Source organism: Bacillus sp. BB081, from assembly GCF_008368895.1.
GTDB classification, from domain to species: Bacteria; Bacillota; Bacilli; order Bacillales; family Bacillaceae_G; genus Bacillus_A; species Bacillus_A wiedmannii.
In genome coordinates, this window is sequence record NZ_QOZX01000016.1 from 1 (window position 1) to 20,737 (window position 20,737).

The 20,737-nt window shown below is 37.2% G+C and carries 21 protein-coding genes; 16 read left to right on the forward strand and 5 right to left on the reverse strand.

All coding sequences use genetic code 11. The features are described from left to right. The first annotated feature begins 111 nt into the window (after positions 1-111). The 14 genes from tagD to DN394_RS08010 all read left to right on the forward strand — a co-directional run bounded on the left by tagD (position 112) and on the right by DN394_RS08010 (position 14,038). The gene (gene tagD, locus DN394_RS07945) at positions 112-504 is read left to right on the forward strand and encodes a glycerol-3-phosphate cytidylyltransferase (protein ID WP_149293712.1); all 393 of its coding nucleotides are present in this window, start codon (positions 112-114) and stop codon (positions 502-504) included. A 100-nt stretch (positions 505-604) separates the two neighbouring features. Beyond that, positions 605-1,519, forward strand: coding sequence for a polyisoprenyl-teichoic acid--peptidoglycan teichoic acid transferase TagU (gene tagU / locus DN394_RS07950; RefSeq protein ID WP_149293713.1), 915 nt, complete (start codon positions 605-607; stop codon positions 1,517-1,519). Positions 1,520-1,617: 98 nt separating this feature from the next. Continuing rightward, entirely contained in the window at positions 1,618-2,436 is an 819-nt protein-coding gene (locus tag DN394_RS07955) for an SGNH/GDSL hydrolase family protein (RefSeq protein WP_149293714.1), read from the forward strand. Between the two features lie 89 nt (positions 2,437-2,525). Further along, entirely contained in the window at positions 2,526-3,518 is a 993-nt protein-coding gene (gene galE, locus DN394_RS07960; RefSeq protein ID WP_149293715.1) for a UDP-glucose 4-epimerase GalE, read from the forward strand. 122 nt (positions 3,519-3,640) lie between these two features. Next, positions 3,641-4,312 carry a response regulator transcription factor gene (locus DN394_RS07965; protein WP_070169221.1) on the forward strand — a complete coding sequence of 224 codons (672 nt, stop codon included), beginning with the start codon at positions 3,641-3,643 and terminating at the stop codon, positions 4,310-4,312. 11 nt (positions 4,313-4,323) lie between these two features. Next, complete coding sequence (locus DN394_RS07970; protein WP_149293716.1) at positions 4,324-5,754, forward strand: HAMP domain-containing sensor histidine kinase; 1,431 nt, start codon at positions 4,324-4,326, stop codon at positions 5,752-5,754. 66 nt (positions 5,755-5,820) lie between these two features. Next, on the forward strand, positions 5,821-6,603 hold the full coding sequence (locus DN394_RS07975; protein ID WP_088091848.1) for a DUF3919 family protein: 783 nt from the start codon (positions 5,821-5,823) through the stop codon (positions 6,601-6,603). Continuing rightward, on the forward strand, positions 6,600-7,634 hold the full coding sequence (locus DN394_RS07980) for an ABC transporter substrate-binding protein (protein ID WP_098128050.1): 1,035 nt from the start codon (positions 6,600-6,602) through the stop codon (positions 7,632-7,634). The genes DN394_RS07975 and DN394_RS07980 overlap by 4 nt, the downstream gene beginning before the upstream one ends. A 19-nt stretch (positions 7,635-7,653) precedes the next feature. Continuing rightward, on the forward strand, positions 7,654-8,988 hold the full coding sequence (gene pgtP / locus DN394_RS07985; protein WP_073517156.1) for an MFS transporter: 1,335 nt from the start codon (positions 7,654-7,656) through the stop codon (positions 8,986-8,988). Positions 8,989-9,227: 239 nt separating this feature from the next. After that, positions 9,228-10,421, forward strand: coding sequence for an efflux RND transporter periplasmic adaptor subunit (locus DN394_RS07990; RefSeq protein WP_098084753.1), 1,194 nt, complete (start codon positions 9,228-9,230; stop codon positions 10,419-10,421). Then, positions 10,418-11,098, forward strand: a complete 681-nt coding sequence (locus DN394_RS07995) for an ABC transporter ATP-binding protein (protein ID WP_000631628.1) — start codon at positions 10,418-10,420, stop codon at positions 11,096-11,098. The genes DN394_RS07990 and DN394_RS07995 overlap by 4 nt, the downstream gene beginning before the upstream one ends. After that, complete coding sequence (locus DN394_RS08000) at positions 11,095-12,297, forward strand: ABC transporter permease (RefSeq protein WP_000054368.1); 1,203 nt, start codon at positions 11,095-11,097, stop codon at positions 12,295-12,297. The genes DN394_RS07995 and DN394_RS08000 overlap by 4 nt, the downstream gene beginning before the upstream one ends. Positions 12,298-12,411: 114 nt before the next feature. Beyond that, positions 12,412-13,080: a YknW family membrane protein gene (yknW, locus tag DN394_RS08005; RefSeq protein ID WP_000453638.1), complete on the forward strand. Its 669-nt coding sequence runs from the start codon at positions 12,412-12,414 to the stop codon at positions 13,078-13,080. Between the two features lie 487 nt (positions 13,081-13,567). Beyond that, the gene (locus DN394_RS08010; protein WP_002009039.1) at positions 13,568-14,038 is read left to right on the forward strand and encodes a sigma-70 family RNA polymerase sigma factor; all 471 of its coding nucleotides are present in this window, start codon (positions 13,568-13,570) and stop codon (positions 14,036-14,038) included. 55 nt (positions 14,039-14,093) lie between these two features. On the opposite strand, the gene DN394_RS08015 is transcribed toward DN394_RS08010, so the two are convergent. Continuing rightward, positions 14,094-14,600, reverse strand: coding sequence for a competence protein ComK (locus DN394_RS08015; RefSeq protein ID WP_046955546.1), 507 nt, complete (start codon positions 14,598-14,600; stop codon positions 14,094-14,096). A gap of 194 nt (positions 14,601-14,794) precedes the next feature. Here DN394_RS08015 and DN394_RS08020 point away from each other — a divergent pair, with 194 nt between their 5' ends. Beyond that, positions 14,795-15,193 carry a DUF4359 domain-containing protein gene (locus tag DN394_RS08020; protein ID WP_000731403.1) on the forward strand — a complete coding sequence of 133 codons (399 nt, stop codon included), beginning with the start codon at positions 14,795-14,797 and terminating at the stop codon, positions 15,191-15,193. A 19-nt stretch (positions 15,194-15,212) separates the two neighbouring features. Here DN394_RS08020 and DN394_RS08025 read toward each other — a convergent pair whose 3' ends face one another. After that, positions 15,213-15,428, reverse strand: a complete 216-nt coding sequence (locus DN394_RS08025; RefSeq protein ID WP_001197599.1) for a DUF2922 domain-containing protein — start codon at positions 15,426-15,428, stop codon at positions 15,213-15,215. A gap of 94 nt (positions 15,429-15,522) precedes the next feature. After that, positions 15,523-15,747, reverse strand: coding sequence for a DUF1659 domain-containing protein (locus DN394_RS08030; protein ID WP_149293717.1), 225 nt, complete (start codon positions 15,745-15,747; stop codon positions 15,523-15,525). Between the two features lie 110 nt (positions 15,748-15,857). On the opposite strand from DN394_RS08030, the gene DN394_RS08035 reads away from it, so the two are divergent. Then, positions 15,858-16,343 (forward strand): VanZ family protein, encoded by a 486-nt coding sequence (locus DN394_RS08035; protein WP_098128042.1) that lies wholly within the window; start codon positions 15,858-15,860, stop codon positions 16,341-16,343. A 24-nt stretch (positions 16,344-16,367) separates the two neighbouring features. Here DN394_RS08035 and DN394_RS08040 read toward each other — a convergent pair whose 3' ends face one another. Next, positions 16,368-19,124, reverse strand: a complete 2,757-nt coding sequence (locus DN394_RS08040; protein ID WP_149293718.1) for a DEAD/DEAH box helicase — start codon at positions 19,122-19,124, stop codon at positions 16,368-16,370. After that, positions 19,108-20,727, reverse strand: a complete 1,620-nt coding sequence (locus DN394_RS08045) for an SWIM zinc finger family protein (protein WP_000939124.1) — start codon at positions 20,725-20,727, stop codon at positions 19,108-19,110. The genes DN394_RS08040 and DN394_RS08045 overlap by 17 nt, the downstream gene beginning before the upstream one ends. Positions 20,728-20,737 lie beyond the last annotated feature (10 nt).

Sequence of the window (20,737 nt, forward strand, 5' to 3'; positions counted from 1 at the left end):
TTTAATCATATTTTTAATATATTTAGGTGGAATTATATTAACCCCTAATACAGTATCTAAAGATATAAAAAAATTAGTAATGAAATAATTTAATTAGGAGAGTGCCGAATTATGAAAAGGGTTCTAACATATGGAACATTCGATTTACTACATTATGGCCATATAAATTTAGTAAGGCGAGCAAAAGATCTAGGTGATTATTTAATAGTTGGATTGTCAACAGATGAATTTAATTCATTAAAAGGAAAAGAATCTTATTTTAAATTTGAAGAGAGAAAAATGCTACTAGAAAGCATTAGATATGTGGACTTAGTAATATCGGAAAATACTTGGGAACAAAAGATTGAAGATATCATAAAGTATGAAATTGATGTATTTGTTATGGGTGATGATTGGGAAGGGAAATTTGATTTTTTAAAAGAATATTGCGAAGTGGTTTATTTACCAAGAACTGAAGATATATCAACTACTCAAATAAAAAGTGAACTTTCATTACAACCATAAGAAATAAAAAAGATTTTATTTATAAATGTATTTGTTGTAATATGGTGAATAGCAATAATGCATAATTAGTTATAAATAAAAATTAAAGAAGGTAAAAAATATGAAAAAGAAAATTTTATTTTGGATTTTAGGTATAATAGGTTTTCTAGTAATTGCGGGAGGGGCATACGCATACTATGTTTATTCTAATGTATCAAATACATTAGATGCAGTACATAAGCCATTAGATCGTGATAAGTCTGAAAAACGTGATAAGAAAGTAGATGTTGCAGATAATAAGCCAATATCTATTTTATTAATGGGTGTGGATCAAAGAGCGGAAGAGACAGGGCGTTCAGATTCAATGATGTTATTCACGCTAAACCCACAAAAAAAGTCTATGAAAATCACTAGTATTCCACGTGATTCTTATACAGAAATTGTAGGTAAAGGTAAAAAGGATAAGATTAATCATGCGTATGCTTTTGGTGGAATTGATATGTCTGTAAAAACGGTAGAGAATTTCCTTGATGTACCAGTTGATCATTATATTGAAGTGAATATGGCTGGCTTTAAAGATGTTGTTGATGCAGTTGGTGGAGTAGATGTTAATAATGATTTAGAATTTAAATATGAAGGATCACAATTCGCTAAAGGAAATATACATCTTAATGGTACGGAAGCATTAAGATATTCCCGCATGCGTTACGAAGACCCACGCGGTGACTTCGGTCGCCAAATGCGTCAACGTCAAGTTATCCAAGCCGTAATTAAAAAGGGTGCAAGTGTATCCTCTCTAGCAAGTTACGGTGATGTGTTAAAAGCGATTGAGAAAAATGTTAAAACAAGTTTAACGCAAGACCAAATGTTTGAGATTCAAAAGAACTATAAAGATTGTATGCAGAACAGCGAAGAAATTCAAATCCCAGGTGACGGTCACAAAGCCGCTGATGGTATTTGGTACTACTACGTTCCGGATGCAGCGAAACAAGATATTACGAATAAGTTAAGAGAGCATCTTGAATTGACTAAGTAATGTGTAATAACCCAACTCCATTGGTAGGAGTTGGGTTTATTTTTGCGTGAATTTATATTAGTATTATATGTTGTGAGAATAATAGATGAGGTGAATCGATGAATAAGAAAGCAGTACTTGTCCTAGTTATTTTTGTATTGTTTGTCGCTTCGGTTGTGAGCGGTAAATTGTACTGGAATAAGAAGATTGCGAATGCGACGGGGCAGACGAGTGAAGTAATGAAAACGAATTCTGAAGTGAAAGATAGTGGAGCGAAGAAAACAGAGAAAAAACAAGATGCGAAGTCATCTTTTAATGAAGCATATGCGAAGAATTTACCAGATGCAGTGAAAGAGAAGTTAAAGAAAGCTGCTGAGGATAAAAAGGTGGTAAATCTTGTTATTGTTGGTGATGAAGCTTCTTCATCTGAAAAAGATGCTTGGGCAGCGAAGTTAACGGCTAATTTAGAAAATGCTTATGGCAAAGGTTTATGGAATGTGACGGTAAAGGAATATAAGGGTGAAAGCACAGACGAGTTAATTGCGAATAAACGTGATAAAGAGATTGCGAAAGAAAATCCAGATGTGATTTTATTCGAGCCGCCGTTTATTACTGACAATGGTAAAACTGGTAATGGAAACTCTGTTGTGAGTGCACAGAAGTTTGTGCAAGCACTTTCTACTAGCGCAAAGGGTGCTACGATTATGATTCAACCACCAAACCCAGTGTATGGTGCGAAGAATTATCCGAAGGCAATTGAGGCATTAAAGCAATTTGCGACGCAAAATGGTTATACATATGTGGATCATTGGGGAGCATGGCCTGATGCAGCAACGAAGTCTATCCTGCCATACTTAACAGAAGAGTTTGGTTTCCCAAGTGCTAAAGGCCACGAAGTTTGGGCACAATATGTAACGGATTATTTCGTTGCTAAGTAATAAAGGTACACAAAAGGTATACGAGCAATCGTATACCTTTTATAATAAGAGAGTGAATAAGAAATCCTAATATATGTAGGAGGAAGACAATGAACTCAGTTCTAATCTGCGGCGGAGCTGGTTATATCGGTTCTCACGCTGTGAAAAAATTAGTAGACGAAGGTTTATCTGTAGTAGTAGTAGATAACTTACAAACGGGTCATGAGGATGCAATTACGGAAGGTGCGAAGTTTTATAATGGAGATCTTCGTGATAAAGCATTTTTAAGAGATGTTTTTAAACAAGAGAGTATTGAGGCGGTTATGCATTTCGCAGCGGATTCTTTAGTTGGAGTTAGTATGGAGAAGCCTCTTCAATATTACAATAACAATGTGTATGGTGCACTTTGCTTATTAGAGGTAATGGATGAGTTTAAGGTAGATAAGTTTATTTTCTCTTCTACTGCGGCGACGTATGGTGAGGTAGATGTAGACCTTATTACTGAGGAAACGATGACAAATCCAACGAATACGTATGGAGAAACGAAGTTAGCAATCGAGAAGATGCTTCATTGGTATAGCCAAGCTTCTAATTTACGTTATAAGATTTTCAGATACTTTAACGTAGCTGGTGCAACTCCAAATGGTATTATTGGGGAAGATCACCGTCCAGAGACGCATTTAATTCCTCTTGTGCTGCAAGTGGCGTTAGGGCAACGTGAGAAGATTATGATGTTTGGTGAGGATTATAATACACCAGATGGTACTTGTATCCGTGATTATATTCATGTTGAAGATTTAGTGGCAGCTCACTTCTTAGGGCTTAAAGACCTACAGAACGGCGGAGAGAGTGATTTCTATAACTTAGGAAATGGTAATGGTTTCAGCGTGAAAGAAATCGTTGATGCAGTTCGTGAAGTTACAAATCATGAAATTCCAGCTGAAGTAGCGCCACGTCGTGCAGGAGATCCAGCACGTTTAGTTGCTTCTTCTCAGAAAGCGAAAGAGAAGTTAGGATGGGATCCTCAGTATGTAAATGTGAAAACAATCATTGAGCATGCTTGGAATTGGCATCAGAAGCAACCTAACGGGTATGCTAAATAAAATATAATAAGTGAAAGAGAGGGTATTGTCGTTCAACATATGTTCGACAATACCCTCTCTTTTTTTGTATGATTTTTGCTATACTAAACTGTACTATAATACGAGATGGAAGGAGGAGAATAATGAAAATACTTGTAGTTGATGATGAATCGAGTATTCGTAATTTGATTCGGATGCAGTTGGAGATGGAAGGATATGAAGTGCTCACGGCGGCTGATGGAAGAGAAGCTTTAGCGAAATGGAATGAAGGACCGGATGTACTGATTTTGGATGTTATGCTTCCAGATACAGATGGGTATGAGTTGCTTCGCTTGTTCCGTGAGAAGAATAGGGATATTCCAGTGCTCATGTTAACTGCAAAGAGTCAGATGAATGATAAATTGCTTGGTCTGCAGCTTGGTGCGGATGATTATGTGACGAAGCCGTTTAATTATGCGGAGCTTATTCTTCGGGTCAAGAATATGACGCGGCGTGTGAAGAAGGCAGAGGTAACGGTAAGTCATGAAGTAATTGGGGCAGGAGAGATAACGATTTGTCCTAAGGAAAGAAAGGTACATGTTAGTGGACAAGAAATTCAGTTAACGTACAGAGAGTTTAATTTATGTCAGTTGTTTGTTTCCAATCCGCAGCGTGTATTTATGAGAGATGAGTTACTTGAGAAAGTATGGGGGTTTGAGTATATCGGAAATACGAGAGCGGTTGATATTATGGTGCAAAGACTGCGGAAGAAGCTAGGGAATAGCGGGGAATATATTAAGACAATTTATGGCGTTGGCTATAAACTAGATTGTTAAGTGGTGATGGTATGTCTTTAAAAAGGAATATGGTGTTTGGAATAGTGGGACTGTTAATCCCGATTTTTGTTCTTTTGTACGCAGTTGTTTATATTACGTTAGAAAAGAATATGTATCATAACGCGGCAAATTCTTTAGAGAAGTTAAGTGTAGAAGCACAAATTTATACGATGAATTATTTAGAGAAGGAAGCAGAGGTAGAGACGCTCGGTCCGAATTCACTTTTAATTGCTTCGTATTTAGCAAAGCGCATGGATGTCCGTGTACAGATGATTGGGAAGAATGGAGATGTTGTTGCGGATACGCAAAAAGGAGCACTTCTTCATCGGAACATTGATATTGAGAGTTCTTTGAAGGGGAAGAAGTCTTATGTTTTTGAAGAGGGAGACCCAGCTCCAATTCTTTTGTTTTCAAGCCCAGTTTATTATGGAAACGATGTCATTGGAAGTGTTCGCTTTATAAATGAATTAACGGGTGAAAAGGAAGTTTTAACAAATGTCGGTTGGACGTTCTTAATGACGTCTCTTTGTCTAGTAGCTGCGGGTATTTTCTTTGCAATTCGTTTGGCAAAGTCTCTTCATAAGCCGATTGATCAGTTAAGACAAATGGCAAAGCGGCTTGCGAATGGGGATTATAAAAGCAAGATTGAGCTAAATGAATATGTGGAAATTGCTCAGCTTTCAGCATCTTTTAATGCGATGGCTGATGGAATTGAACTGCATATTAAGCAATTGAAAGAGGAGAAAGAGAAGCAGAAAGATTTCTTAGACCGCATTACGCATGAGCTAAAAACACCGCTAACGGCGATTATTGGCTATGTGGATTTAATTCCGAAGTTAAAGGCGAAGGAAGATGTAAAGGAAAGCCTGCGTTATGTGGCTGTAGAAAGTGAGCGTTTATTATCACTTGTAGAGGAATTGCTTAAGTCTTCAAAGTACGGGAAGAGTACGTTTGAAGTGTCACCTACAGTTGTGAATGTAAAGGAATTAGCCGAAGAAGCAGTTTCAATTGTGAAACCTCGCCTGCAGAAATTCGAGATTGAAGTGATAAATGAGTTAACAGATGTACATGTTGTTGCAGATTTCGATAAGACGAAACAGATTTTCTTAAACGTGCTTGATAATGCGATAAAATATAGCGATGCTACACAAATTCGTATGAATGTAATTGTAAATGAACGCGAGGCAAAGGTTTTTGTTCATGATGATGGCATTGGTATAGATGAAGGTGTGCTTGCAGAGTGGAATGAATCGTCAGAAGGTAAAGTCCTTCCTTCTAGTTACGGGAATGGTTACGGTTTGTATATTTGCCAGGAGATTATGAATAAGCAGGGCGGAAGTATGCGGATTGAGAGTAGTGAAGAGATTGGTACTACAATATTTATTACATTTTTGCTTCCGAGACGGATGGAAGACATAAAAAACTTGAAAGCGGTTAAATGATACATTTATGAAACAATTATGCGGTATTTTCGAAACAACGTTTTTTTATCTTGGAGGTAGGCAGAAATGAAAAGGCTATCATTTCAAATTCTTATGTTTGTCCTTTGTATAATTATTTCTCTTATTTTGTTTTATGTGATGGAGAAGCAAATATATAATCGAATCACAATAGTGAATGACAAACAAACTGTTTTACAAAGGGTGAATGAATCCCTGCCTACTGAAATGAAGGTTAGGCATGAAAAGTGGGGAGAAATTGTTATAACGGATGAAGTTCGTTTGCATACGATTGTTTCATTCTTTGACCGAATTCAAATAGAACCGAGAGAAGCTAAGAATCAAGAACAAGTATTTACTGGAGAAGTAACGTACTTGAATGGAAATAAACGTACTTTTGCAGTAGGTGACTTGTTCCAGTACGGGGCTGATATGTACGGAAAGAATGGTACGGATCCAATGATTTCAGCATTTCAAACGTATTTGTTAAGCCTGTATTATACACCAGAACGTATTAGTGATTTTTTTGCGTCAGCACAGGATGTCATAGTACGCCAAGGTGATGTAGAACGTGCGATGAATCTTACGCACATACTTGATTCGATTCGGTACGCAAAGCAAATTACAGATTACGGAGAAATACAGAAATTATTACAATCACAGAATGAACCGATTGCTTATATTACCGCTTATAAAACAGGGAAGCGTATAAAGAATGAGCGGGAAGACATTCTTACTATTTCTGTATATCCATCGTACTTTGTTGTGCAATATCTCGGCGATAATAATGGGAATGTCATGTATATGAAAAGCTCCCTCGCAAATTTATTTGTAAAGGAGAATGTGTCATGAGAAAGATAGCCTTTTTCTTCTTTTTGCTAGTAATTGGAGGAGCGATGTCTAGTTGCTCTCGAGATACAACCTCTATTAAATATAATAAAAGTGGTCTCCCTGTTTTGGATGATCGTCATCTTGTTGCGTATGTAGCAGCTCGTGAGGAAGTTGGTGAAGCTTTGCTTTCATCATTTTGTAAACAACGCGGCTGTACGTATGAATTTATTCGCCTTTCGACAGAAGAGCTTCTTCGGAGAGTAGAAGAGGAAGCTGGAAATCCGAAAGCAGATATTATTATTGGCGGTACGGTAGACGCGCATCAAATGATGAAGCAAAAAAATCTATCTATTCCTGTTATGAGTCAGCATGCGAACCGTATTTCAAAAACTGTTAAAGATAAAGACGGTTATTGGTACGGTTATGAAGTGGAGAAGCTGGCAATTGCGATCAATAAAGAGCGGTGGAATGAAGAAATAGCACCGCTCGGACTTCCTTATCCATCAAGGTGGCAAGATTTATTAAATCCAGTATATAAGGGAAAGATTGTAATGCCAGATCCAAATGTCTCAGGAACAGCATATACGTTTTTTCAATCACTTATTGATACTGTAGGTGAAGTAGAAGCGAAGGGATATGTGAAGAACCTTGCAGGGCAAGTTGGTGAAGTAACGGTGAATGGTTACATACCGGCAGAACTTGTTGCGAGCGGTGAGTATATGATAGGCATCAATTTCATGGGAGATCAGAGAATGCTTCAAAAACAAGGCTTTCCAATTGTAAGTATTGTACCTGAGCAAACAGGGTTATCTGTTAATGCGATTTCGAAACTAAAACGTGCACCGAATGGTATTATTGCGGATTTATTTATTGATTATTGTTTATCAGAAGAAGCGGGTCACATTTTAGAAAAGGTTTCGTTTGGCGTACCAACGATGTTTGCGAAGAACGAGAAAGAAATAGAAGGACAGCCGGTTAGAAGAACAAACCAAAATATATCAAATAGCGGAATAATCGAGATATGGAATAGACAGCGTCTCTCTCAGAAGTGAGAAAAGGAGACGAAAGAATATGTTTAAATGGCTTAAGCCAGCACCTGCAATTGAGAGATTGCCAGCAGATATGATTGATCGAGTATACAAATTATTACGTATTCGTGTATTGATGGGAATTTCAGTTGGGTATGCTGCTTATTATTTAGTTCGTAGTAACTTTACGTTATCAAGTACGTATTTAGTACAAGAATATGGATTTAGTACAGCTGAAATTGGACTACTAGGTTCAATCATGGCAATTGTTTATGGATTTAGTAAGTTCTTTATGGGGAATTTGTCAGATAAGGCTTTCGCCCAGCGCTTTATCGCAGTCGGTTTATTCTTATCAGGGCTTGTAAATATTTGTTTCGGTTTTGCATCGTCATTTGGAATGATTGTTACACTACTTGTTCTAAATGGTATTGTACAAGGTATGGGAGCACCCCCTTGTAGTATCGTTATGACGAAATGGTTTTCGAAGAAAGAACGTGGTACGAAAACAGGTATTTGGAATATTTCACATAACGTTGGCGGAATGCTTGTGCCACCACTTGTCGGAATTGGTGTAGCTATTTTTGGTGAAAATCATTGGCAAGGCGGCGTGTTTATTTTCCCAGCGATTATCGCAATGGTAATTTCAGTTCTTGTTTGGATTAATGCGAAGGATACACCAGAATCAGAAGGTCTTCCTCCAATTGATGAGTATCGTAATGACTATGAAAATCTTGAAAAAGCAGATAATGCTAACAAGATGTCACCAAAAGAAATTTTAATGAAGTATGTAGTGAAAAATAAATTTGTATGGTTCCTATGTATTGCAAATGCATTTGTGTATTTAATTCGCTTCGGTGTTATTAACTGGGTTCCACTTTATTTAACGACAGTTAAAGGTTTCTCAAAAAATGAAGCACATGCAGCATACGCAATCTTTGAAGGTATGGCAATTCCAAGTTCATTAATCGTTGGTCTTTTAAGTGATAAATTATTTAAAGGAAAACGCATGCCATTATGTATCATTAGTATGGTCGGAGTTGTTATTGGTACGTTTGTATATTGGCAAGCAACTAGCATACTTGTTGTAAGTATTGCAGTTTCTATTATCGGGTGTTTAATTTATGTACCACAGTTCTTAATCGGTTTAAGTGCGATGGAATTAGTACCGAAATTTGCAGTAGGTACGACAGTTGGTATGTGTGGTCTGTTCGGTTATGTAGGCGGAAGTCTTGTAGCAAACGCAGCAATCGGTGTTATTGTTGATCGTTCTGGCTGGGACGGTTGCTTCATCTTATTATTAACAGGTGCAATTTTATCAACAATCTTCTTGTTCATCGTGCAACGTGGACATGAGAGAAACGCCCCTAAAGCGGCATAATATTTTGTTCAAAAAGCTATCCCATTATTATTTTGGATAGCTTTTTTTATATTAATATAATCTTTCCTTAAATCTATCTTAAAAGACAATATGTCATATTTCTAATCATTGGAATTTTTGTTACAATATAAATGGATGTGTAAAACTTTGTAAAAAGAATGTAATAATATGTAATTTATTTTCAGAAAGTTTTATACAATTTTTATATTAAACTATTAAGTTATAAAGGGAGCGAGAAAATGATACCAAATACGGTTCGTACTCCAAACAAGAAGAAGAAATGGATTATTATCGGGGTTATTGCACTAATTGTTATTGTAGCAGCAGTTAATATTTTTATTATGCAAGGTAAGAAGAAGGGAGCATCAACATCTGCTGATGCTGTAAGCTTTGAGAAAGTAACGGAGCGAAAGCTTAATAATACGAAGTTAATTTCTGGTCAGGTGAAGCCTGGGAATATTGAAAGTTTTTATGCAGATCCAACTAAAGGAAAAGTGAAAGATATTGAGGTAAAAGAAGGACAAGAGGTTGAGAAAGGTGCGAAGTTATTCTCTTATGATAATGAAGAGATTAATTTGCAAATGAAGCAAGCTGAGCTTGATCAGAAGATGGCGGATATGCGTTATGATCAAGGGAAGAAGAAGATTGATTCGCTCAAGAAAGAAATTAAGAAGGTGAAAGATAGCGGAGCTGGGAAAGAAGTAACAGATCCGATGGAAGAGCAAGTAAGTGAGTTAGAGATGGCGCAAAAGACAACTGATCTTGAGAAAGAAAAAGGGAAGTTGCAGAAAGAAGAGTTAAGTAAAAAGCAGAAAGAGCTTACGATTTATAGTAATTTTACTGGTGTCGTTCAAAAGTTAGATAAAGATGCGGCGCAAAGTTCATCTCAAGCGTTAGGTGGTCAAGGGAAAGCATTTTTACAAGTGGCGTCTAAAGAACCATTCCAAATTCAAGGGACGTTAACTGAGCTTCAAAAGTCACAAATTCAATCAGATCAAACATTTACTGTAACTGCGAAAGCAAATAATAAGAAGAAGTGGACAGGTAAAATTACAGAGGTAAGTGAATTCCCAACGAGTGCAGAGATGGCTCAAGCTGGTGGTATGGGTGAAGCGACTCAAAATATGTCCCAATATACATATAAAGCAAGTCTTGATAGTCAAGACGGTTTATCTCCAGGTTATCATGTTTCATTGCAAGTAAATTTAGAGAATAAGACGATGATTGCTGTTCCAACTAAGAGCATTGTAGAAAAAGGCGATGATGCATTTGTTTATATTGAAGAGAAAGGGAAGCTTCGTAAACAAAATGTGAAAAAAGGTTCTACTGATGGAGATTGGACAGAGATTGTTGAAGGCGCAAAAGTGGGGCAAAAGGTGGTTAAAAATCCTTCCGACGACGTGTATGACGGAATGGAAGTGAAAGAGAAATGATTACGTTAAATAATATTGCTAAAACGTATTATCAAGGAAAATTGGCAGTGCCGATTTTGCACGGTATTAGTTTAACGATTCAAAGTGGTGAGTTCGTTTCGATTATGGGACCGTCTGGTTCTGGTAAATCAACGCTTATGAATATTATCGGTTGTTTAGATCGTCCAACAGAAGGCGAATATATGCTGAATGATGTGAATATCTTAACAGCAGACGAGTCAAAGCTTGCTTTAATTCGTAATGAATATATTGGCTTTGTGTTCCAGCACTTTAATTTGCTGCCGCGTCTTTCAGCAGTAGAAAATGTTGAACTTCCGCTCGTATACGGTGGTGTGAAGAAAGCAGAGCGTCGTCAAAGGGCTCTAGAAGCGCTTGGTAAAGTCGGTTTGTCAGATAGGGTTCATCATTTACCGAATGAATTATCAGGTGGACAGAAGCAGCGTGTAGCGATTGCAAGATCGATTGCGAATAATCCAACGTTCATTATGGCTGATGAGCCTACAGGCGCGCTTGATACGAAGTCTGGTGAGCAAGTTATGGATATTTTCACGAAGCTTAATGCAGAAGGTACAACGATTGTTATGGTTACGCATGAAGAGGAAGTAGCAGCGTATTCTTCCCGCCGCATTGTACTGCGAGACGGGAAAATTACAGAAGATAGAAGGTGTGCAGTATGAGTTTACTAGATAGTATAAAAATTGCCCTATCTTCTATTTTAGCTCATAAACTGCGTTCAGCTCTTACGATGCTCGGTATTATTATCGGCGTTGGTTCTATTATCACTGTCGTTGCGATTGGGCAAGGCGGGGAAGCGATGCTGAAGTCGAAATTCGCAGGTTCTGGTGGTAATAACCTTATGCCAATTCAATTTAAACCAGATATGAATGATGAGTTTGCTATAGGCGGATTTGAAATACCGAAGTTAACGGAAGAGGATATTTTAGAAGTAAAACAAGTGAAAGATGTTTCACATGTTATTACGACAAATTCGACGACAGAGATACTAGATGTAAATGATAAAAAAGCAAATCTGAATGTTATTGGTCTTGATAATGAATATTTTGCGGTTAATAAAGTAAAGGTCGTAAAGGGACGTACTTTAAATGAATCAGATATTTCTCATGCAAATAACGTTGTGATGATTAGTACAAAAACAGAAAAGACGTTATTTAAGGACGTAAACCCAGTTGGGCAAATTATTGAGATGAAAGGACAACCGATGCAGATTGTCGGTGTGTATACATCTGATAATGAGTTTATGGGATTTGAAATGGAAGAAGCGTTAATCCCCCTTACATTATGGCCTGTTTTATTCGGAACAGATGATATTCAAAATATCGCAATTCAAGCTAAAAATGTAGACGATTTAGAAGCAGCTGGGAAACAAGCTGTTGATGTATTAAATAGTCGTAAGCCAAGTGAAATTCCAGGTAAATATGAACTAGTGAATTTAAAAGAATTCCAAGAAAATGTTTCTAAAGTAACTGGTATTATGACGATGATTATCGGTGGTATCGCGGGTATTTCATTAGTCGTTGGTGGTATTGGTGTTATGAACATTATGCTCGTATCTGTAACGGAGCGTACGCGCGAAATTGGGATACGTAAAGCGCTTGGGGCAACACGTAGTAAAATTTTATTACAGTTTTTAATTGAAGCAGTTATGTTAACGCTTCTAGGTGGTTTGATCGGAATTGGTCTTGGATATGGCGGGGCATATATCGTTTCCACATTTGCGAAATGGCCACCGCTCGTTTCATGGGAAGTTGTCGTTGGGGGCGTACTATTCTCTATGACACTCGGTATTATTTTCGGATTAATTCCAGCGAACAAAGCTGCGAAATTAGATCCAATTGAAGCATTACGTTATGAGTAATTAATAGTGTAGTAGAACTACACATTACCGTTCTAGTGGGCGGTTCGTAGCCTCTTGCATGAGGAAGTGAACCGCCCGTTAGAACGGGTTATATAAATAGAAGGAGGCGTTATAATGGAAGTGAATTTGAATACACAAAAAGTTGGTGGAGAGAAGCCATCATTATTGGGGATGATTACATCTCCTGGTGAACAGTTTGAGAGAATGAAGAACAGTAATGCGGTTTGGGGTGCGTTTTGGATACTTTCTTTATTATCAGGGATTACTGGAGGTATTGGTGCTTATGTATATTCTTTAACACCTGAATCAATTAAGCTCAATCAAGAATTAGGGGTCAATGTTACACCTGTGATGACTTTCGGTGCTGGTTTTGTATTTGGTATTCTCGGTATGATAATAGGTTTCTTCATTAGTGCTGCTGTATACAAAGTGTTAATGATGTTAATGAGTAATGATACTTCTTATAAGAAATTATTAACGATTACTGTATATTCAAGCATTATTTCATTACTTGGTTTATTAATAAATACAGTTTTAGCACTTATTCTAGGTGGTTCAGGGAAAGAATTTTACACTGGTTTAGGTCCGATTTTTGCTTCAAGTGGAGGTACTGTAAAAGGTATTGCAAATAGTATTGAAGTATTTACAATTTGGGGATTTGTGATCACATGGTTAGGTCTTCAAATTACAGCTGGTTTAAGCAAAAAGAAAGCAACGATTCTTATGGTTATTTTCTTCATCTTAACAATTGGCTTTGGTGCGCTAAGAGGACTAGTGCAATAATCTTGATATTTCATGTCGCTAGAAAGAAATGCAGCAATTATAAAAGTAATTGCTGCATTTTTGTTATAAGGAGTAGATGCATATGTTTAAGAAATTATTAGCAAATTTTTTGTTCATGTTAGTTGTATTATTGTTAGCTGTAGAATATATGCCGAATAAGAATCCTTATATATTTGTTGGTGTTATAAGCTGTATTTTAGCTACAGGTCTATATGCAATCGATAGATCTTTCAAACGTATACTTACAGAATAGTATAAGTCGAAAATGTATAAACAAGAGGTTCCTTCTTATGTATAGAAGGAACCTTTTTTTATTTTTACCCTTATTTCAAATACGACCAGCAGAATTTCAAATTCTACTTCGTGTAATTTCAAATTTCGGCGGTAGTATTTGAAATTACTCACAGTGAAATCGCTTCTTTATTTTTATATTGTGGAGGTACCGGCGGAATAACAAAGAGGTATACCTTTTAGAAGTGGGTACTGTGTGAAACCAGCAACTTTTAAAGAGGCAGTTGTGTTGTATGAAGGAATGATTGTAAATCAAATAAAGAAGTTAGGTATTTATCAAGATCATGAAGAGTATTATCAATGTGGTTTAATTGGTCTTTGGCATGCGTATGAAAGGTATGATGCGGAGAAAGGAAGTTTTCCTGCATATGCAGTTATAACTGTGCGTGGTTATATATTAGAAAGATTGAAGAAAGAGTTTGCAGTGCAAGAAAAGTGTGTATGTGTAGGAGAATATGAGGATATCTTCCATTTTGAAGATATTGAAATGAGAGCAAAGGATTTTATGAGTGTATTAGATGAGAAGGAGAAGTATATTATTTTCGAACGTTTTTTTGTAGGGAAGACGATGGGGGAGATCGCTAACGAGATGGAAATGACTTATTATCAAGTGAGGTGGGTGTATCGGCAAGCACTTGAGAAAATGCGAAATAGTTTAAGAGAATAAATATGATTATAAGAATGGAAGGCAATGGATATTGCTTCCCATTCTACTTATTCTGTTAAGGTAGTAAATGTAATAAGAGGTTTTTAAATTGTAGTGAATCTTGCATGTTCATACGTGATAATACGTATCCAGCTTTTAATAATTGCTGTTTTAACTTATGGGGACTGATATGTATTGTTGTAGTAGTGCCATTTGAGAAATGAATGTTAGCTTTTTTAATCTTTTTGAAAAACTCTATGTCATCTATATGGTTATAAAATAGCCATATACAGTTTGGAGAAGAAGGAGATTCTGTCGGGAAAGCACAAATATATTCTCGATGATTAATTGGAATTGGGACATTTTGTTTAAATTTAAAGTTTGTTTGGACTGCATTACGTCTACCTTGATAAGTAGAATGAACATTGGTTAGACAAGATTGCTTGATGAGTTGGAGAGCGGTTTGACAGGAGTAAAGATGGTCCCCGCTACTGTCGATAATTTTTGTTTGATAATAAGGGTGCTTGTAAGGTTCTAGCATCATTGTAGAATTAGAAATAATAATATCATTTTCTTCATTCATAAATTTGATTCCTCCCTTATAAATGATAGTAATACCAAATATAATTATATACGAATTAAGTAAATTAATTATTAATATTCTGTTTCATATTGTAAATTTTGACTATTCGTTTACAATCAATAGATGTTAGTCTTTCTAATTTGCATCGCTTGTACATATATATGAAAATAGAAAAGAGTAGGCGGTGAGATAGTATGAAGAAAAAGTATATTATTATGGCTCTAGTTGTCGTGCTTCTAGTATATTTAGCAAATAGTAATCCGAGTAAAGGTGAATATACAGACTGGGCAGCGAAGCAGTTTATGAAACGTAATGATGTAAGTAAGAAGCTAGACGAAGTTCAAAAGGAAAATGAAGAGGGTCTCCTTGGCGATTTAGCATCGGCTGGTAAGAAGTTGGCGAAAAAATATGTTGAGCCACAAGTTGGATTATTAATCGAGAATTATACAAAGCGAAATGATTATATTTTCTTCTCAACATATACGACCGAGTTTGATATAGGCGGAGAACACTATAAATATGTATGCGTCGGTTTTTCAAAAATCTTTATTCCGATTGAAATGCCGAAGAAAAAAGACGAATCTGCAAAATGATGCAGATTCGTCTTTTTATTTATAAGTTAATTGGAACTTCAGATACATTCTTTTCTACGAGACGGGCTCCTTTTTTTCTGGTATTTTCATTAATTGATGAAAATACAGATGAGGCAAGGATGGTATCCATTACTTGATTTACGACTTGTGCATCGACGGGTGTGATCGGTTTTTCGATAGAAAAAACAACTGTTTTTCCATCTTCTTTCGCAAAAATTAATTCTAGTACTTGCATACTTTATTTCCTCCTTTTTATTTATCGTGTTATATGCGGGTAGGGCGATCGGTGTAATCAGCGGGGGATGCCCGCCACTGATTAAAGTTCCACCTTATAGGATAGAAAGATCTGATGTGCTAACAAGTTGTATAGCGTGAAGCGGTGATGCTTGTAAAGAAGCAAGAGCACGTGCTACGTTTTGTACTTGCTCTAAGTTTGCGTTTGTTTTAACACGCTTAAATTGTTTTTGCTTAAAAGCTGTTTTTCCGTTCTTATCTAATCCACTGTTTAAGACAAGACGTAAAGTTAAGTCCGTTACGATTGTTTCGACTGCCATGTTTATCACCCCCTTTCACTTTATAAATAGGGTGCAAATGTCATGTTTTGGCGTGAAATTTATTCTTTTTTTTGGTACGCTTAAAAGACTAAGAGAGGGGTTTCGGAAGAATGAATCGTAAATGGTTATTTTGGATTCCTGTTTTACTATGGATGGGGTTGATTTTCTATTCCTCGGCACAACCATATAAAAAGCAGGATATGCGTTCGAATATTGAACAATATGTAAATGTTGAGTTTGTGGAAGAGCATTTTTCGTGGGTATCTATCGATTATGGTGGTGGTACACCTGTTAGCATTGCAAATAAAGGTGTAGGCGGATTTATTGAGTTTTTCCTTCGTAAAGGTGCTCATTTTATGGTGTTCTTTATGCTCGGTTCATTGACGTATTATGCTTTTCATCGATCGGGTTATTCGAGAAAAAGGTGCTTCCTATACGCTCTTCTATTCGTTGCGGGATATGCAACATTTGATGAAATTCATCAATGGACTACGGGAGATCGTACACCGATGTGGCAAGATTCATTACTGGATACGTGCGGCGGATTAACAGGAATTATAATAAGCAATTGGTTTTGGAGTAGAAAAAGGAGCTAATCTTTTGAGATTAGCTCCTTTTGTTTATACACCAAGTAATTCTTTTAGTTCATCTGTAGATAGTTCGGTCATCCAACTATCGGTTGTAATGACGGCATTGTTTAAGGATTGTTTTCTTTCTAACATTTCATCAATTTTCTCTTCGAGTGTCCCCGTTGTAATAAGTTTATGAACGTGAACGAAGCGTTTTTGACCAATACGATATGCGCGGTCTGTTGCTTGGTTTTCTACAGCTGGATTCCACCAACGGTCGTAGTGAATGACATGGTTGGCAGCGGTTAAGTTTAAGCCAGTTCCACCTGCTTTTAACGATAAGATGAAAATGTCATACGTTCCGTTTTGGAACTGCTCGATCATTTTGTCACGTTCCTTCTTCGGTACACTACCGTTTAAGAAGAGGACGCGCTGACCGAAATGTTCTTCTAACACATTTTTTAGCATGTTCCCCATACCGATGTATTGTGTGAAGATTAAACAACTTTCATTTTGATCTTTTATATTTTCAATTAGTTCCATTAGCGTGCTCGTTTTCATGGAACGTTCGATGATGTCTTTTGGTTCTGTTTCTTTTAAATAAAGAGCAGGATGGTTACAAATTTGTTTAAGTTTGTTCAGCATGAGTAATATAAATCCGCGTCTTTCAATCCCGCTTAATCCTTCTACATTTTGCAATGTATCTTGAACAAGTTGTTCATATAAGGAAGCTTGTTCACCAGTAAGTGGACAGTACGCTTTCTGCTCTTGTTTATCAGGCAAGTTTAATGCGACGGTTTGATCTTTCTTCGTACGACGCAGTAAAAACGGCGAGATAAAACGTTGAACTTGTTGGATTTTTCCTTCGTCACGGTCCTTTTCAATTGGTGAGACGAAGCGGCGCTGGAATTGTCCTAAGCTGCCGAGATATCCATGATTAATGAAGTCAAAAATAGACCAAAGCTCGGCAAGTCGGTTTTCCATCGGTGTACCGGTTAAAGCGATTTTGTGATTTGCTGGCAAGTTTCGTACTGCTTTCGACTGTTTCGTATGTGGGTTTTTAATATTTTGTGCTTCATCCAAAATAACAGCATCCCAGCATAACGTACTAAGTTCTTCTTCATCAAGCTGAGCTAATGCATAAGATGTTAATACAACATCTGCTGATTGAAGGAAGTCTTTAAATGATTCGCCTTTCGCTCGGTTACTTCCATAATGTAACTGAACACGTAAATTTGGTGCGAAACGCTCAAATTCTTTTTGCCAATTTCCAAGAACAGATGTCGGTGCCACGATTAAAGCAGGGTCTGTTTGGAGATTGTTCTCTTTTATATATAGTAAGTAAGTGATCGTTTGAATGCTTTTTCCAAGTCCCATGTCGTCAGCTAATAATGCTCCGAATCCAAGCGTTCTTAAATATAATAACCACTCAATGCCATGTTGTTGATACGGACGGAGTGTTGCGTTTAGTGCAGAAGGGACATCTACTTTTGGAATATCTCCAATGTGCAATAGTTTTTGGAATAGCTCTTCATAATACCCATCTAGCTCGATTTCAATATCGGTAAATGGACTATCTTCTTCTACAATTTCTGTTTCAGCAGTGTTTGATAAATGTTGCTGAAGGACATCTTTCATTTCTAGTCCATATTTATCGGCACGGTTCATAAGCTTTCGTACTTCTTCAATAAAGGCTGGATCCAGTCTCATCCATTGACCATTTATATTGAATAACCGTTTGTTTTGTTCAACGAGTTCGAAAAATTCGCTTTCGGATAAATCAATGCCGTTCGTTGAAATGCGCCAGTCAAAGTTAACGAGTGTATTCATGCCGAAGAAAGATTGCGTTTGCGTAGCATTTTGCTTCAGTTGCACACGTAATTTTGGTTTTGTCGCTTTTAAATTTTGCCACCAGGATGGCAGTAAAATCGTAATACCTGCAGCGAGTAATTCGTTACTTGCTTCTGTTAAGAAGTTCCACGCTTCTGTTTCAAATAGCTCACTTCGGAATGTATCGCCTTCTTTTAACCACGGTACGAGCTTACTGAATCCTTCTTGTGTTTCAAGAATACGTTCTTCATAATCGTGCCATCGTTTTGGCAAAGAATCGATACTTTCATATACATATATGCGATGTGCCCCGCGCTTTGGTGTAACAATCGTCTCAAGCTTCCACATTTCAAGTTCTTCTTGCGGCTCTTGTAGCCGTAGTCCGATTGTAAAGGGAAGGTCATCTTCAATGTAACCAATTTTTCGAAGCCAATCTTCTTCATGTAGTGCTGCATCCAATTGTCTTTTCGTAAAGTCGTAATGTTCATAAAGTCTCTTGGCATCTTCCCATCCATCGTTTGAACGGTTATCTTGTAATATGCTTTCATTTACCGCGGCCGAGAAAAGAGATGCCAATGTGCCATCTTCGATTGGGGTATTTTGCACTTTCCAAGATGGTTGTTTGGGCCAACGCTCCATATCAGGTACGAAGCTACCGCTTGTGAAGGCATCCCATAATTCGTTCGCATCTTTCGTAAGTGCTGTAATAGGGCCATTCATTTGAATATGGGCAAAGGAGTTCATCGGTTTATTAGCGATGTATTCAAATGCTTGTGCGTTTGTTAGCATAACACCTTGTTTTCCTTCAAAGGTCGCTTCTTTTAGAAACGTGCCGTAGAAGGAAGTGGAGTGCCACGTAAATGCATTTCGTTTCCAACTTGTTACGGATAATGGAGTACCGCTGTCATTTTCTCCCCAAAGGAACCAACCTTGACTAACGTGCTGGAGCCTAATTGTTACTTCAGTTTGATTGATCATCGATTAATTTTCCTTTCCGTAATTCCTCTTGTAGTGCACGCAGACGTGAATGCAAGTTTGCGATGTGAATAATGAAAGCATCCCATTCATCAGTGCGCTTTAATCGTTTATATAATGTACGTAATTTCTTTAAGTAACGAACTGCACGTCTATATGATTTGCGGTTTCGCTCTTCAATGGCCTCGGTAGCAGCAAGGTGATAAAGAGGAAGGGCTGCTTCTGGTGCTTCCTTTTCAATATCTTTCAGCGGCTCTTTCAAAAGTTCAATTGCTTCAAACCCATGTAAGAGCTGAAGTTCTGCCCATGTACGATATTGCTTTTTCGCGAGTACGTATTGCTCATAGTTTGCAAAACTATATGGTAGTAGCTCTTGCAAAATCATTTCGAGTCCGGCTTGTTCATTTGTATGGGTTGCATACGTTTCATACATGATGACAAATAAGCGAACGATATCTTTTATGAAAATCGTATTTTCGTGCTCATGTATCGTTTTCTTCACTTGTTTATACGTAAAGGAAAGCCAGTTTTTCGCACGATCCCACTGCATTGTATTTAATAGCTCTTCTAACCAATAGAAGTACAGACTTACAACAGAAGCAGGCTGTTTTTTTAATAAGTCCATCGCTAATAGGTCTTCGTCATTTAAAAAGAGTAGGTGAGAAGATGCTAATGCTTTGGAAAGTGGATTGATTTTCGTATCGATTCGCTTTTCTTCTTCTTGCAGTTTCTCTTTATTGTGTAAGAGTTCACTCCATATGTGACGATAAATAAAAAATCTTTCTTGCGTATAGGCATCGGTGGAGAAGAATACTTCGTGAACGAGACGAGCTGTTTCTTGCAAAATTGCTTCAGACTCTGAAGGAATCGCTTCTGATTGTAAGTCCCGAACGATGGATTCCACTTTATCTACAAATAAGCGAACGACGTTAACAGGCTGGTGATAAGAATACGTTTTATTTGCTTCGAAGTCCTGAATTTCTTCTAATAATTTTTGAAAGCAATAAAGCGCTGCGTGTAGCCTGAACAACTCATGTATCGCAACGATACGCGGAGCTTTCCGCTCGAGTTTCGTATAGAAGTCTGTAAAAATACTCATAAGAAAATACATTTGTTTATAAGTAAGCCGAGCTTGTTCTTTTTTAAATGATTCATATTCGTTGTCAAAATACGATTGCCAACTTTTATAATCCGTTTCTTCAAACGCTGATGATTGCAATACTTGTCTTGCAGTTCGAATAGGAGGAAGGGAAGGTTTCGTATTATTTTTAAATAAAGTTAATACATCCCCTACTTGCCCGAAACTAGATGCTGCAGATAGTAAAACAGCGAGCATATGCTCACATTGCGTTGGTGCAAAGCAATCGCAATAGCTTTCAGCGACGTTACGAATCGGGATATGGACGCTATATACGCTGCCTGCAGCATCTACAGTTCCTGATAGCGTATAACCATCAAAGTCAACGTTGTAGACAACACCACTACGATATAGGTGCCGAGCTGTAGCGACATGTTCCTGATCAGCTGTTTGCTGTGGATCTAGTCCTTGAACGAACTCATTCGCAATCATCATAATTTCATCTTTCGTAATTGAGTGTTGCAGCATAATATTCCTC

Excerpts from the sequence above, each read along its gene's own strand:
- DN394_RS08030 (WP_149293717.1), bottom strand. The coding sequence starts at position 15,747 with ATGGCAGTCGAAACAATCGTAACGGACTTAACTTTACGTCTTGTCTTA.
- DN394_RS08035 (WP_098128042.1), top strand. The coding sequence starts at position 15,858 with ATGAATCGTAAATGGTTATTTTGGATTCCTGTTTTACTATGGATGGGG.
- DN394_RS07975 (WP_088091848.1), top strand. The coding sequence starts at position 5,821 with ATGAAAAGGCTATCATTTCAAATTCTTATGTTTGTCCTTTGTATAATT.
- DN394_RS08015 (WP_046955546.1), bottom strand. The coding sequence starts at position 14,600 with ATGAATGAAGAAAATGATATTATTATTTCTAATTCTACAATGATGCTA.
- DN394_RS07970 (WP_149293716.1), top strand. The coding sequence starts at position 4,324 with ATGTCTTTAAAAAGGAATATGGTGTTTGGAATAGTGGGACTGTTAATC.
- pgtP (WP_073517156.1), top strand. The coding sequence starts at position 7,654 with ATGTTTAAATGGCTTAAGCCAGCACCTGCAATTGAGAGATTGCCAGCA.
- tagD (WP_149293712.1), top strand. The coding sequence starts at position 112 with ATGAAAAGGGTTCTAACATATGGAACATTCGATTTACTACATTATGGC.
- DN394_RS07965 (WP_070169221.1), top strand. The coding sequence starts at position 3,641 with ATGAAAATACTTGTAGTTGATGATGAATCGAGTATTCGTAATTTGATT.
- DN394_RS08045 (WP_000939124.1), bottom strand. The coding sequence starts at position 20,727 with ATGCTGCAACACTCAATTACGAAAGATGAAATTATGATGATTGCGAAT.
- DN394_RS07980 (WP_098128050.1), top strand. The coding sequence starts at position 6,600 with ATGAGAAAGATAGCCTTTTTCTTCTTTTTGCTAGTAATTGGAGGAGCG.
- DN394_RS08020 (WP_000731403.1), top strand. The coding sequence starts at position 14,795 with ATGAAGAAAAAGTATATTATTATGGCTCTAGTTGTCGTGCTTCTAGTA.
- DN394_RS08000 (WP_000054368.1), top strand. The coding sequence starts at position 11,095 with ATGAGTTTACTAGATAGTATAAAAATTGCCCTATCTTCTATTTTAGCT.
- DN394_RS08025 (WP_001197599.1), bottom strand. The coding sequence starts at position 15,428 with ATGCAAGTACTAGAATTAATTTTTGCGAAAGAAGATGGAAAAACAGTT.
- DN394_RS07990 (WP_098084753.1), top strand. The coding sequence starts at position 9,228 with ATGATACCAAATACGGTTCGTACTCCAAACAAGAAGAAGAAATGGATT.
- tagU (WP_149293713.1), top strand. The coding sequence starts at position 605 with ATGAAAAAGAAAATTTTATTTTGGATTTTAGGTATAATAGGTTTTCTA.
- DN394_RS07955 (WP_149293714.1), top strand. The coding sequence starts at position 1,618 with ATGAATAAGAAAGCAGTACTTGTCCTAGTTATTTTTGTATTGTTTGTC.
- galE (WP_149293715.1), top strand. The coding sequence starts at position 2,526 with ATGAACTCAGTTCTAATCTGCGGCGGAGCTGGTTATATCGGTTCTCAC.
- DN394_RS07995 (WP_000631628.1), top strand. The coding sequence starts at position 10,418 with ATGATTACGTTAAATAATATTGCTAAAACGTATTATCAAGGAAAATTG.
- yknW (WP_000453638.1), top strand. The coding sequence starts at position 12,412 with ATGGAAGTGAATTTGAATACACAAAAAGTTGGTGGAGAGAAGCCATCA.
- DN394_RS08040 (WP_149293718.1), bottom strand. The coding sequence starts at position 19,124 with ATGATCAATCAAACTGAAGTAACAATTAGGCTCCAGCACGTTAGTCAA.